Raw genomic sequence first — 13,343 nt, 5'->3', positions numbered from 1 at the left:
AGCGGAAAACCAGAAGAACCCGAAAGGACACCCGAACACCAAGGAGGAGACGCATGAAAACAAAAGCACAAAAGCTCGCTGCCGCGGTACTGGTCACAGCGGCATTCACCAGCGTGACCACGCACGTCCACGCGCAGCCCAAGCCCGGTATCTCCGACGATGTCGTCAAGATCGGACTACTGCTCGACATGAGCGGCCTGTACTCGGACGTCACCGGGCGCGGTAGCGCCGCCGCCGCGCAGATGGCGATCGACGACTTCGGCGGCAAGGTACTTGGCAAGAAGATAGAACTGGTGGTGGTCGATCACCAGAACAAGGCCGATATCGCCGCCAACAAGGCGCGCGAATGGTTCGATCAGGATCACGTGGACGCGATCCTCGACGTGGCCGCATCGGCGCCCGCGCTGGCCGTGCTGGACGTCGCCAAGCAGAAGAACAAGATCGTGGTGTTCTCGGGCCCCGGCACGGAGCGCATCACGAATGACCTGTGCACGCCCGTGTCCGTCCACTACGCGTATGACACCTACGCGCTGGCCAACACCACCGCGCGCGCCATGGTCCAGCGTGGCGGCAAGACATGGTTCTTCCTGACAGCCGACTACGCCTTCGGTCATACCCTGCAGCAATCGGCCACCGTCGTGGTCAATGAGGCCGGCGGCCGCGTGCTGGGCGCCGCACGGCATCCGCTCAACACGAGCGACTTCGCCTCGTATCTGCTGCAGGCCCAGGCCAGCAAGGCACAGGTGGTGGGGCTGGCCAACGCCGGTGGCGACACCGTCAACGCGATCAAGGCCGCATCCGAGTTCGGCCTGACACGTAACGGCAATCAGAAGCTGGCCGGGCTGCTGCTCTACATCAACGACATCCACGCCATCGGCCTGAAGACCGCGCAGGGGCTGGTGCTGACCGAGGCGTTCTACTGGGACATGAACGACGCCACGCGCGCGTGGTCACGCCGGTATTTCGAGAAGGTCAAGAAGATGCCGAACATGAGCCAGGCCGGTGTCTACTCATCGGTCTCGCACTACCTGAAGGCTGTACAGGCAACCGGTACCGACGAGACCGCGGCGGTCATGAAGCAGATGAAAGCCACGCCGATCAACGACTTCTTCGCAAAGAACGGACGCATCCGAGAGGACGGTCGCATGGTGCACGACATGTACCTGTTCGAAGTGAAGAAGCCCGAGGAATCGAAGTATCCGTGGGACTACTACAAGCTACTGGCCACGGTGCCTGGAGACCAGGCCTTCATTCCGCCTTCGAAGTCGCAATGCCCGTTGCTGAAGAAGTAGCGGACATCGTTGGAGACATGCGTGGCGTCGAAGCGCCGCGCATGTCGCTGCGACTCGACGTCGTATGACAATGCGCTGATAGGACTGATTGACGTAGCCCTACTGACCTGGCGCTACTCCTGAACGGAAAACTGAAACGGTTTGGTGACTCGTGCGAGGGCGCAAGAAGCGCCTCTAACGGAAGACGCGCAAGGCGTCCATGGGAGAAATTTGAAACCGCCAGTCGGCGACTAGTTTCGAAACCCAACTGGGCTGCGGCCCGGCATTGTTCACAGCCACGAACAAACTGTCACCGATTCCACTCTTCTTTGCTTCGCCTCCTCTCGTTACATTCCTGACGCCGCACCGCGCCCGAGCCCGCAAGGAGGCGTGCGTGCGTCTGATAACAAGGATCACGAAGCATGAAGACCCGTATAACCTGCCTGGCCGCTCTGGCCATTCTGCCCATACTGCCCGCCACGGCCCACGCCGACGGCAGCATTACGCTCTATGGCGTAGTCGATGCCGGCGTGGAATACCTGACCCACGTACCGAACTCCGCCGGCGGTAGCAGCAGCGTTGTCCGCCTGTCGGCCGGCAACCTGTCGACCTCGCGTTGGGGCCTGCGTGGCAGCGAAGATCTTGGCGGTGGCCTGAAAGCCATCTTCACGCTGGAGAACGGATTCGACCTGGACACCGGCAACGCCAACCAGGCCGGCCGGCTGTTCGGCCGCCAGGCATTCGTGGGCCTGCAGAACCAGTACGGATCGCTGACACTGGGTCGTCATCAGACCGTGCTGTATGACTTCTCGCTCACGTATGACCCGATGGCCATCGCCACACGCTATTCGGTGCTGATGCACGACAAGTGGATGTCGGGGCGCGCCGACAACTCGCTGAAGCTGACCGGCAAGCTTGGCGCGGTCTACTACGGGCTGCTCTACAGCACCGGCTACGACAGCAAGGCCGGCGGCGAGATTCCGGGCGACTACAAGGCTGGCCGCAACTGGTCGGCCGCGGCCGGCTACGATGCGGGGCCGCTGTCGGCGCGCGTGGTCTACGACGAAGTGCGCGGCAGCACCGTTGCCACCGATGACAATCGCGAGCGCCGCGCCAGCATCGGCGCCAGCTACAACTTCGGCCGTGGCCGGGCTTTTGCCGGCTACCGCTGGTACTACGGCGATTTCGCCACCAGCTCGCTGCGCACCAACCTGTACTGGCTTGGCGCGAGCTACCAGGTGACGCCTGCGGTCACCGTGACCGGCGCAGCCTACTACACCGACGTGCGCAACAGCAGCGGCGATCCGTACAGCTTCGTGCTTTCGGGTACCTATGCATTCTCGAAGCGTACGGACCTCTACGCCATTGCCGCCTACGCCCAGAACAGCAACGGATCGGCTATGGGACTTTCCGGCTTCGGCCCGTCGCTGAACGCCAACGCGACCACGCTGACGGCCGCCACCGAGCAGGTCGGTGCGGGCCAGAACCAGTTCGGCGCGATCATCGGCATCCGCCATCGCTTCTGATCGGCAAGCGCATACCAGACACGCTCCACGACGGAGGTTTCCTTCGTCATTGCGGGCCCGCCTTGGCGGGCCTTTTTTGCGTCTGGCCGAACGCCCTTCCCTCTAACGCCCCCCTTCGACCGTTTAACCCTTCAACTCGATCAGCAGATCCTTCGCTGCCACGCGGTCGCCCGGCTTGACGTGCACGGCAGCGATCTCGCCGTCGCGATCGGCCGCGATATGGGTCTCCATCTTCATCGCCTCCAGCGCGAGCAGCGTCGTGCCGGCTACCACGCGCTGCCCGGGCTGCACCGCCACAGTCACGATCGAGCCCGGCATCGGCGCGGCGATGTGCAACGGGTTCTCGGGATCGGCAACCTGGCGGCCCTGTCGGGCCGTGGCGACGCTGACGGTACTGCGCTGCTCGATCAGGGCCGTGCGCGACTGGCCGTTCAGCTCGAACTGGACCTTGATCACGCCCTCTTCGGCATCGGGGTGGGTGCCTTGCAGCGAGACAAGGAGCGTCTTGCCCGCCGCAATGTCGACGGCCACTTCTTCCTGGGGCTGCAGGCCGTACAGATAGGCCGGAGTCGGCAGCACGGAAGTATCGCTATAGGCGCGCACATGCGCGTGGTACTCGACCGTCTGCTTCGGATACATCAGGTACGACGCCAGTTGCATGTCATCGAGCGGCTGCTCGCAGGCGGCCTCACCCTGTGCGCGGACGGCATCGAGATCGACGGCCGGGATCAGGTCGCCCGGACGGTACGGCGCGGGCGGCTCACCTCGGAGCACCTTGCGCGAAAGCTCGGCGGGGAAGCCATCCGGCGGGAAGCCCAGTTCGCCCTTGAACAGCGACACTACAGATTCGGGGAATGCCACATCCTTGTTTGGATCGCACACATCCGCTGCCGTCATATCGTTGGCCACCATCATCAGCGCCAGATCGCCAACCACCTTCGACGTAGGCGTCACCTTCACGATGTCACCGAACATCCGGTTGACGTCGGCGTAGGCGCGCGACACCTCGGTCCAGCGATGCTCGATACCAAGCGAGCGAGCCTGCTCGCGCAGGTTCGTGTACTGGCCACCCGGCATCTCGTGGCGATAGACGTCGGCAGTACCAGCGCGAATTTCGGACTCGAACGGCGCGTAGTAGCGGCGCACGCCTTCCCAATACATCGACGCCTCGTGCAGGCGGTCCAGGCTGAGCCCGGGATCGCGCTCGCTGCCGGCCAGCGCGGCGACGATACTCGACAGGTTCGGTTGCGAGGTGAGCCCGCTCATCGCGTCCAGCGCGCCGTCGACGGCATCGCAACCCGCCTCGATGGCAGCCAGTGCCGATGCCGCGGAAATGCCGCTGGTATCGTGCGTGTGGAAATGCACGGGCAGCCCGGTCTCTTCCTTCAGTGCCTTGACCAGCGCCGCCGCGGCCTGGGGACGGCAGATACCCGCCATGTCCTTGATGCCGAGCACGTGCACGCCAGCGCGTTGCAGTTCGCGGGCAATGCCCACGTAGTACTTCAGGTCGTACTTGGGACGGGAACCGTCGAACAGATCGCCCGTATAGCAAATCGCGCCTTCGCACAGCGCGCCGGTTTCGCCTACGGCGTCGATCGCCACGCGCATGTTGCGCACCCAGTTCAACGAATCGAACACGCGGAAGACGTCCACGCCGGCACTGGCGGCCTGCTTGACGAAGAAACGCACCACGTTGTCCGCGTAGTTCGTGTAACCGACGGCATTCGAGCCGCGCAGCAGCATCTGGAACAGGATGTTGGGCACACGCTCGCGCAGCTGCGCCAGGCGCTGCCACGGGTCTTCCTTCAGGAAGCGCAAGGCCACGTCGAACGTGGCGCCGCCCCAGCACTCCATCGAAAACAGTTGCGACAGCTCGCTGGCGTAGAACGGCGCGATCGGCAGCATGTCTGCCGTGCGCATACGCGTGGCGAACAACGACTGGTGCGCATCGCGCATGGTGGTGTCGGTCAGCAGCACCTGCTTCTGATCCAGCATCCAGCTTGCGAATTTCTCCGCGCCCAGCTCGCGCAGTCGATCGCGCGTGCCGAGCGGAAGCGGTCTGGTGGTGTCGGTAGCCGGCAGGACAGGCCTCGGAAGCGGCAACTGCGGCACCGCGCGGCCCGTCATTTCCTGATGACCGTTGATGCTGACGTCGCCCAGATAGCTCAGCAGCTTGGTGGCGGTATCGCGCCGTTTGGTGAAGGCCAGCAGTTCCGGTGTCAGGTCGATAAAGCGCGTGGTGACGTCACCACTCCCAAACGCGGGATGGTTGATGACGTTCTCCAGGAACTGCAGGTTGGAGGACACCCCTCGAATACGGAACTCGCGCAGGGCGCGATCCATGCGGCGGATCGACTCGGCGGCCGTCGGCGCCCAGGTGGTGACCTTGACCAGCAGCGAATCGTAGTACGGCGTGATCACCGCGCCGCCATAGGCGGTGCCGGCATCCAGGCGCACCCCGAAGCCGGCCGCGCTGCGATACGCGGTGAGTCGGCCATAGTCCGGCAGGAAGCCATTCTCAGGGTCCTCGGACGTGATCCGGCATTGCAGCGCGTGGCCATTGAGCGGAATCTGGGCCTGCGGCGGCACGCCCGCCGCGCGCGTGGTGATATCGCCGTTCTCGTCGAGCGTGTCTTCGGTCATGCCGATCCGGCCGCCTTCCGTGACGCGGATCTGTGCCTTGACGATGTCGATCCCCGTGATCATTTCGGTGACCGTGTGTTCCACCTGGATACGTGGATTGACCTCGATGAAGTAGAACTTGTTCGTGTCCGCATCCATCAGGAATTCCACCGTGCCTGCGTGCGAATAGCCGACCGCGCCCATCAGACGCAGCGCCGCGTCGCACAGTGACGCGCGACCGGCAGCGTCCATGTATGGCGCAGGCGCGCGTTCGATAACCTTCTGGTTGCGCCGCTGCACCGTGCAGTCACGCTCGTGCAGATGCACGAGATTGCCGTGCGTGTCGCCCAGGATCTGCACCTCGACGTGGCGCGCATTGCGTACCAGCTTCTCCAGGTACACCTCGTCGTTGCCAAACGCGGCCAGCGCCTCGCGACGGGCTGCCGCCAGCGAAGGCTCCAGGTCCTGTTCGCTCTCCAGCACCCGCATGCCACGGCCGCCACCCCCCCAGCTTGCCTTGAGCATCAACGGATAACCAATGCCGGCCGCCAGGCGCTTGCACTCGGCCAGATCGAGCGGCAGCGGATCGGTCGCCGGCATGACGGGCACACCCGCCGCAATGGCCGCATTACGCGCCGCCACCTTGTTGCCGAGCATCCGCATGACTTCAGGCGATGGCCCGATCCAGCGAATGCCGGCGTCGATGACCGCCTGGGCGAAGTCCGGGTTCTCGGACAGAAAACCATACCCCGGGTGAATCGCATCGACCTTGGCCTGCCGCGCGATCCGCAGAACGTCTTCGATATCGAGGTAAGCCGCCAGCGGCTTCTTGCCTTCGCCAACCAGATAGCTCTCATCGGCCTTGAAGCGATGAAGCGCGAGCCGGTCCTCCTTCGAGTAAATGGCGACTGTGCGGATGCTCATCTCGGCGGCGGCCCGCATCACGCGAATCGCGATCTCGGAACGGTTGGCAATCAACAACGACTTGATCGGGGCGAAGTCCATGGGGCATGCAACCTAAGCGAACAGGCCACGCGTGGGGACACGCGATGGCCAGAAGTCAGAAGACGGCGGTGGGCAGGTCCTGCCCACGCCGGAGAAGTCGGAGATCAGCCCGTCGGCACTGCATGGTGAGCGGGATTGACGATCAACTTGCGCGCACATTCACATGTGCGTCTGCGGGGGGTGAAAACGCAAAAAGCGGGCCACAGGGTAACGCTGCGCCTATCTCGTTGATTTGTCAGGGAATATCAATCACAGCGGTTTGATGCGATGGTTTCAGGAATGAAATTCATAAGTTCAATCATGAAACCCGCCATTTCTGAGCGACACCGATTGATCCCCAGCTTCATTGCACCCGATTGCCGGGCCTAATGAGCACCATCAGCCGCTATCTCCCCTATTTGGGACGCAGGGGGCGCGAAGACTGATGCCGGCCACCCCAGGGTCATGATCCCTCCATTGCCTCCCTTGAAATTTCCCGAGTACTGTATATATTTACAGTAACTGTATGGATGAACAGTCCTAGGAATTCTCGGAGGTATCAGATGGAACACCTGATCCGTGTGCAAAACGAATACGACCGACAGGTACTGGTGTGGCTGCGAGGCCGGATTGGCGATGCCGCCCTGATGTCTGCCGCCCGGCGTGTCGCGGCGGATGGGAAGAAGCCCTATCTTTCCACCATCTGCCGGCTGCTCAATATCCGGGCGCCATCGCGCCGGAGCTTCGCCGAGGAAGCGCGCAAGACCCATCGCGCCGTGGGCGAACGCTATCTGGCGCAGATTCGCCAGATCCTGAACCAGCCGGCTGCCCAAATGAAAACGGCCGGACACGAAGTCCGGCCGCAGGCAACGCTCTTCTAGGATCAGTCGGAGCAACCCAACCTTTCCGACCCTTCCGGCCTTTTTGGTCGATCCGATCTCAGGTCGGCATTTCGGTCACCCGCATGGCGGGCGTGATCTGAAGCGGGTCGGTCAGCAGTTCCAGCACGGCCGGCTTGCCGGCATTGCGGGCACGCTCGAAGGCCGCCGCGAAATCCTCGGTTTTCTCCACGCGCTCGGCCCAGGCGCCACAGGCACGCGCCATGCCAACGAAATCCGGGTTGACGATCGTCGTGCCGCTCTGACGGCCCGGGTAGCGGCGCTCCTGGTGCATCCGGATCGTGCCGTACATGCGGTTGTTGACCACCACCACGATCAGGTTGACGCCATGCGCCGCAGCGGTGGCGATCTCCTGCGGGTACATCAGGAAGCAGCCGTCACCGGCCAGACAGACCACGGTCTTCTCCGGATGACGCAGCTTGGCCGCGATCGCCGCCGGCAGGCCATAGCCCATTGCGCCACAGGTCGGCGCCAGTTCGGTACGCGGGCGCTTGTAGGCGTAGAAGCGGTGCAGCCAGACGGCATAGTTGCCTGCGCCGTTGGTCACGACCGAATCCTCGGGCAGCACGCTGCTCAGATGCGAAATCGCGGCGGACATATTCACGCCGCTCAGTTCCGAATGCGGCTTCGGCGGTGTGACAAAGGCCTCGTGATCCGCGCGCGCGCCCGCGGTCCACGACTTCCACGGTACCTGCGCCGGCGGCTGCAGCGATGCGAGCATCGCCGCGCCGGGTTCCACCCCGGCATGGATCGGCAGCGCGGCCTGGTAGACGCGGCCCAGTTCGAAGCTGTCGGCATGGATATGCACGAGCTTCTGCTTCGGCCGCGGCACCTCGAGCATCGTGTAGCCATCGGTGGCGATGTCCCCGAGGCGCGTGCCGAATGCGACGATCAGGTCGGCGGTTTCCACGCGCTCGGCAAGCTTCGGGTTGACGCCCAGGCTCAGGTGCCCAACGTAATGCGGATCGCGATTGTCGAGCACGTCCTGGCGGCGGAAGGCGCAGGCCACCGGCAAATCCCATGCGTGCACGAAGGCCGCGAAGTCGCGCACAGTGGCTTCCGTCCAGTTGGCGCCACCGGCGATCACGAGCGGACGCTCCGCCGCGCGCAGGGCCGAGGCCAGCGCCTGGGCATCTTCGGCACGCGGGGCCGCTGCCACCGCGCGATACGGCGCCGCGTCGACGCACTCCACCATGTTGTCGAGCACGTCCTCCGGCAATGCCAGCACCACCGGGCCGGGACGGCCCGACGTAGCTACCTGGAAGGCACGGGCCACCATCTCCGGAATCCGCGCGGGATCGTCGATCTCGGCCGCCCATTTGGCCATCGAGCCGAAGACCGCAGCGTAGTCCACTTCCTGGAACGCTTCCCGCCCCTTGTGCTCGCGCGCGATCTGGCCAACGAACAGGATCATCGGCGTGGAATCCTGCGCGGCGATATGCACGCCGCAGCTTGCGTGCGTGGCGCCCGGCCCGCGCGTCACGAAGCAGATGCCGGGACGCCCGGTCAGCTTGCCGTCGGCCTCTGCCATGTTGCCGGCCGCCCCTTCGTGCTTGGTGACGATCAGGTCGATCGTCGGCTGGTCATGCAGCGCGTCCAGAACATCCAGAAAGCTCTCCCCCGGCACGCAGAAAATGCGCTCGGTGCCGTGGATGCGAAGTTGATCGACGAGGACACGTCCGCCAGTGCGGGCGACAGGAGAAGAAGCGTTAGCGGTCATATCGAAAGCCTGCGATGGAATGTCTGCGATTGTTCCGTTTGACGCGCGCCCTCGCGCGGTCTATCGTGCATTTCTGTTATGCGGATTCTGCAAGTCAGCGTGGCACTCGCGCGTGTAGATTTGCTGGCGAGGCGCGGAACAAGACGCCCAGATCTGCCCACGGAACCGACAGGCAGAACAAGAAGAAAACACAGCGAATATCGTACCGCAACGCCGTACCCACCCGTTCGCGTAACAGGAGACAACGCAATGTTTTTCACCCATCGTCGGATGCGGCCCATGCTGGCCGTGCTTTGTGCCGGATGCATGACCATCGCCACGCAGGCCGGCGCGCAGTCTGCCGATCACTGGCCCAGCAAGCCCATCACCTACGTGGTGCCATTCGCGGCGGGTGGCACTACTGATCTGCTGGGCCGCCTGATCGGGCAGCGCCTGTCACAGACGCTGGGCCAGTCGATCGTGGTGGAAAACCGCGCTGGCGCGGGCGGCAACATCGGTTCGGACTACGTGGCCAAGGCCGCCCCCGATGGCTATACCCTGCTCGGCGGCACGATCAGCTCCCACGCGATCAATATCAGCCTGTATCCGAAGATGCCGTATGACCCGGTCAAGAACTTCCAGCCTGTGGCACTAATCGGCACCCTGCCGAACGTGCTGGTGGTCAATGCCAACAGCCCATGGAAGAGCGTGCAGGACGTGATCGCCGCGGCCAAGGCCAAGCCGGGCTCGGTCAACTTCGGGTCGTCGGGCAACGGCACGTCGCAGCATCTGGCAGCCGAACTGTTCGCCAACATGGCCGGGCTGCGCATGACCCATGTTCCCTACAAAGGCAGCAGCCAGGCTGTGCAGGCGCTGCTGGGCAACCAGGTCGACATCGTGTTCGAGAACAGCGTGGCGGCGATGCCGATGATCCAGGCCGGCAAGTTCCGCGCGCTGGCCACGACTGGCGCGAAGCGCGCGCCGGAACTGCCCGACGTGCCGACCATGGCCGAGTCCGCCCCCGGCCTGTCCGGCTATGAAATCGTGTCATGGCAAGCGATCTTCGCGCCGGCTGGCACACCGATGCCGATCATCAACAAACTCTCCGGCGAGATCGGCAAGATCATTCGCCAGCCCGATGTGCGCAGCAAGCTGGCAGGGATGGGCATCGAACCTTCGGGCGCCGGCCCCACCGAACTGGGCAACTTCCAGAAAAGCGAAGTTGCCAAATGGGCAAACCTGATCAAGGTGGCCAATATTCACCTGGAGTAAGCATGAGTGAACACCGTATTCCGACCGCCGACCTGCATCAGTGGGTGGTCGATCTCTGGCTGGCGGCAGGCTCCGATGCCCGCGAGGCCCGGCTGACCGCCGATCACCTCGTGGGTGCCAACCTGTCGGGCCACGACTCTCACGGCGTGGGGATGATCCCGAAGTATGTGATGTCGTGGCAAGGCGATCAGCTCCAGCTCAACCAGAAGGTCAGCGTGGTGCACGAATCGGGCGGCATCCTGAGCCTGGACGGCAATCGCGGCATGGGCCAGGCGGTGACCGAACAGGCCATGGGGATGGGCATCGAGCGCGCCCGCGAGCATGGTGTCTGCGTGCTTGGCCTGCGCCGCTCGCACCATCTGGGCCGGGTCGGCCACTGGGCCGAGCAGGCCACGGCAGCCGGCATGATCTCGATCCATTTCGTCAACGTCCTCTCCAAGCCAATCGTCGCGCCACACGGCGGCTACGACGCGCGCTTCGGCACCAATCCGTTCACGATCGGCGTGCCGCTACCCGCGCAGCCGCCTCTGGTGCTCGACTTCGCCACCAGCGCCATCGCGCTTGGCAAGGTACGCGTGGCCCACAACAAGGGCGTGCCGGTGCCGCCGGGCTCCTTGATGGACCCGAACGGCCACCCCACCGACGACCCCTCGGTCATGTTCCCGGGCGCCGGCGGCCCGCAGGGCGCGCTGCGCACGTTCGGCGAGCACAAGGGCTACGTGCTGGCCGTGATGTGCGAACTGCTCGGCGCGGCGGTGACCGGTGGCCATACGATCCGTCCGGAGACGCTCACACACGAACATGCGGTGTGGAACAACATGCTGGCGATCATCTTCGATCCGGCACGGCTGGGCAGCAGCACCACGTTCGGCCACGAGGTCGAGGCGTTTGTTGAATGGGTCAAGGCGTCACGGCTGCAGCCGGGCAATGACCAAATCCGCCTGCCCGGCGACACGGAACGCGAATGGCGCCGCGCCCGCGCCGATTTCATCCCCGTGGACAGCAGCACGCTGGCCCAGCTAGACGATGCCGCCGCTCGCGTGCTGCAGGCGCGTGGCAAGTCGCCGGGGCCAGTCTCCGCGCTGGCGGCCGATTGAACCAGGAGTAACCGCATGACCCAACATCTGCCGCAGATCACCCCCCTGCCAAACCGTTTCCGGGCCGACGTGCTCGCGCGCAAGCGCCTGATTGGCCTGTGGAGTTCGCTGGGCCAGCCCGTGACCACCGAGATCATCGGTCTGGCCGGATTTGACTGGCTGCTGCTCGACGGCGAACACTCGCCCAATGACGTGCTGACGTTCATGCCGCAGCTCATGGCGCTCAAGGACAGCACCAGCGCACCGGTGGTTCGCCCGCCGTGGAACGACCCGGTGATGCTCAAGCGGCTGCTCGATATCGGCTTCTACAACTTCCTGATTCCGTTCGTGGAATCGGCGGAAGAAGCCCGTCGTGCCGTGCGCGCCACGCGCTACCCGCCCGACGGCATTCGTGGCGTCTCCGGCGCGCAGCGCCAGAACCGCTATGGCACGCTGCCGGACTTCTTCAAGACCATCAACGACAATATCTGCGTGCTGGTACAGATCGAAAGCCGCAAAGGCGTGGAAGCGGCCGACGAAATCTGCGCAGAATCCGGCGTCGACGGCATCTTCATCGGCCCCAACGACCTGGCCGCGGCCTACGGGCATCTGGGCAACCCGAACCATCCTGAGGTGCAGGCAGCCGTGCGGCAGATCTATGATGCAGCCAACCGCGCCGGCAAGGCCATCGGCACGCTGACGCCCGTGGAAGCCGACGCCAGGCGCTACCTGGACATGGGCGCGCATTTTGTCGCGGTGGGCATCGACAACGCACTGCTGCGCGACGCGGCACGCGCGTTGCGCGAGCGCTTTACCGTGTGACTCCCCTTCAACCGGATATCGACATGAGCAAGATCGGATTTATCGGACTCGGCGTAATGGGCAAGCCCATGGCGCTGCATCTGCAAACGGGCGGTCACGCCGTCCATGCTCATACACGCAGCGGTGTGCCGCAGGCGTTGCTGGATGCGGGCGTCCAGTCGTGCGCCAGTGCGGCCGATGTGGCGCGGCAGGCCGACGTCATCTTCCTGATGCTGCCGGACACCCCCGACGTCGCCCGCGTGCTGTTCGGCGAACAGGGCGTGGCCGAGGGCCTGTCCCCGGGCAAGATCGTGGTGGACATGAGCTCGATCTCGCCAATCGAGACGCGCGAATTCGCGGCACGCATCGAGAAGCTCGGCTGCGACTACGTCGACGCGCCAGTTTCCGGCGGCGAGGTTGGCGCGAAGGCCGCCACGCTGTCGATCATGGCCGGTGGCAAGCAGGATGTTTTCGACAAGGTGCTGCCGCTGCTGCAACTGATGGGCAAGAACATCACGCTGGTCGGCAATGCCGGCGACGGACAGGTGGCCAAGGTGGCGAATCAGGTCATCGTCGCGCTGACGATCGAAGCTGTCAGCGAGGCGCTGGTGCTGGCTGCCAAGGCCGGCGCCGATCCGGCACGCGTGCGGCAGGCGCTGATGGGCGGCTTTGCGAGTTCGCGCATTCTGGAAGTGCACGGCGAGCGCATGATCAAGCGCACCTTCGAACCGGGGTTCCGCATCGAGCTACATCAGAAGGACCTGAATCTCGCGCTGTCCACTGCCAAGGCGCTCGGTTTGGGCCTGCCTAACACCGCATCGTGCCAGCAACTGTTCAACGTGTGCGTGGCGCAGGGCGGCGCGGGCTGGGATCACTCGGGACTGGTCAAGGCGATCGAGCACATGTCGTCGTTCGCGATCGGTGACAAGCCGACCAACGCTCCGACCAAAGGCTGATGTCGGCACTGAACTCCGACGATCTCGCGTGCTTTATCTGCGTGGCCAACACGCAGAGCATTTCGCGCGCTGCGCTGGAACTGGGCGCGGACCAGTCGACCGTAAGCCGGCAGATCGCGCGGCTCGAGGCGTCGCTGGACACGCGCCTGTTTCACCGCAGCGGCCGCGGCGTGGTGCTGACCGAGGCGGGCAATACGCTGCTGGGCTACGCGCGGCAGGTGGCCGCCACGCTGACCG

Annotated in this window: 10 protein-coding genes; 8 read left to right on the top strand and 2 right to left on the bottom strand. The window is 64.4% G+C overall.

Annotated features, from left to right (window positions below; genetic code table 11):
- The first annotated feature begins 53 nt into the window (after nucleotides 1–53).
- On the top strand, nucleotides 54–1,292 hold the full coding sequence (locus D769_RS25020) for an ABC transporter substrate-binding protein (protein ID WP_008650750.1): 1,239 nt from the start codon (nucleotides 54–56) through the stop codon (nucleotides 1,290–1,292).
- Nucleotides 1,293–1,693: 401 nt separating this feature from the next.
- Entirely contained in the window at nucleotides 1,694–2,797 is a 1,104-nt protein-coding gene (locus D769_RS25015; protein ID WP_008650748.1) for a porin, read from the top strand.
- A gap of 123 nt (nucleotides 2,798–2,920) precedes the next feature.
- Here the strand turns inward: D769_RS25015 and D769_RS25010 are convergent, their stop codons facing one another.
- Nucleotides 2,921–6,424, bottom strand: coding sequence for a pyruvate carboxylase (locus tag D769_RS25010; RefSeq protein ID WP_008650746.1), 3,504 nt, complete (start codon nucleotides 6,422–6,424; stop codon nucleotides 2,921–2,923).
- 542 nt (nucleotides 6,425–6,966) lie between these two features.
- Here D769_RS25010 and D769_RS25005 point away from each other — a divergent pair.
- The gene (locus D769_RS25005; RefSeq protein WP_008650745.1) at nucleotides 6,967–7,284 is read left to right on the top strand and encodes a hypothetical protein; all 318 of its coding nucleotides are present in this window, start codon (nucleotides 6,967–6,969) and stop codon (nucleotides 7,282–7,284) included.
- Between the two features lie 58 nt (nucleotides 7,285–7,342).
- Here D769_RS25005 and D769_RS25000 read toward each other — a convergent pair whose 3' ends face one another.
- Nucleotides 7,343–9,022 (bottom strand): thiamine pyrophosphate-binding protein, encoded by a 1,680-nt coding sequence (locus D769_RS25000; protein WP_008650743.1) that lies wholly within the window; start codon nucleotides 9,020–9,022, stop codon nucleotides 7,343–7,345.
- Between the two features lie 249 nt (nucleotides 9,023–9,271).
- On the opposite strand from D769_RS25000, the gene D769_RS24995 reads away from it, so the two are divergent.
- From D769_RS24995 to D769_RS24975, 5 genes are all read left to right on the top strand, one after another.
- On the top strand, nucleotides 9,272–10,273 hold the full coding sequence (locus D769_RS24995; protein ID WP_008650742.1) for a tripartite tricarboxylate transporter substrate binding protein: 1,002 nt from the start codon (nucleotides 9,272–9,274) through the stop codon (nucleotides 10,271–10,273).
- 2 nt (nucleotides 10,274–10,275) lie between these two features.
- Entirely contained in the window at nucleotides 10,276–11,370 is a 1,095-nt protein-coding gene (locus D769_RS24990; protein WP_008650740.1) for a malate/lactate/ureidoglycolate dehydrogenase, read from the top strand.
- 15 nt (nucleotides 11,371–11,385) lie between these two features.
- Nucleotides 11,386–12,171, top strand: coding sequence for a 2-dehydro-3-deoxyglucarate aldolase (gene garL, locus D769_RS24985; RefSeq protein ID WP_008650739.1), 786 nt, complete (start codon nucleotides 11,386–11,388; stop codon nucleotides 12,169–12,171).
- Nucleotides 12,168–13,106 carry a 2-hydroxy-3-oxopropionate reductase gene (locus D769_RS24980; RefSeq protein WP_227874092.1) on the top strand — a complete coding sequence of 313 codons (939 nt, stop codon included), beginning with the start codon at nucleotides 12,168–12,170 and terminating at the stop codon, nucleotides 13,104–13,106. Before garL ends, D769_RS24980 begins: the two co-directional genes overlap by 4 nt.
- The coding region (locus D769_RS24975; RefSeq protein WP_008650735.1) for a LysR family transcriptional regulator at nucleotides 13,106–13,343 on the top strand (238 nt) is incomplete at its 3' end. The genes D769_RS24980 and D769_RS24975, both read left to right, overlap by 1 nt.

This window comes from Cupriavidus sp. HMR-1, assembly GCF_000319775.1.
Lineage (GTDB): Bacteria > Pseudomonadota > Gammaproteobacteria > Burkholderiales > Burkholderiaceae > Cupriavidus > Cupriavidus metallidurans.
Note: the sequence above shows the minus strand (reverse complement) of the source record. Positions and strands in the feature narration are given on the sequence as shown.

What these genes read in the sequence shown, in the direction of transcription:
- D769_RS25020 (WP_008650750.1), top strand. Translation starts at nt 54, where the DNA reads ATGAAAACAAAAGCACAAAAGCTCGCTGCCGCGGTACTGGTCACAGCG.
- D769_RS25010 (WP_008650746.1), bottom strand. Translation starts at nt 6,424, where the DNA reads ATGGACTTCGCCCCGATCAAGTCGTTGTTGATTGCCAACCGTTCCGAG.
- garL (WP_008650739.1), top strand. Translation starts at nt 11,386, where the DNA reads ATGACCCAACATCTGCCGCAGATCACCCCCCTGCCAAACCGTTTCCGG.
- D769_RS24995 (WP_008650742.1), top strand. Translation starts at nt 9,272, where the DNA reads ATGTTTTTCACCCATCGTCGGATGCGGCCCATGCTGGCCGTGCTTTGT.
- D769_RS24990 (WP_008650740.1), top strand. Translation starts at nt 10,276, where the DNA reads ATGAGTGAACACCGTATTCCGACCGCCGACCTGCATCAGTGGGTGGTC.
- D769_RS25005 (WP_008650745.1), top strand. Translation starts at nt 6,967, where the DNA reads ATGGAACACCTGATCCGTGTGCAAAACGAATACGACCGACAGGTACTG.
- D769_RS25000 (WP_008650743.1), bottom strand. Translation starts at nt 9,022, where the DNA reads ATGACCGCTAACGCTTCTTCTCCTGTCGCCCGCACTGGCGGACGTGTC.
- D769_RS25015 (WP_008650748.1), top strand. Translation starts at nt 1,694, where the DNA reads ATGAAGACCCGTATAACCTGCCTGGCCGCTCTGGCCATTCTGCCCATA.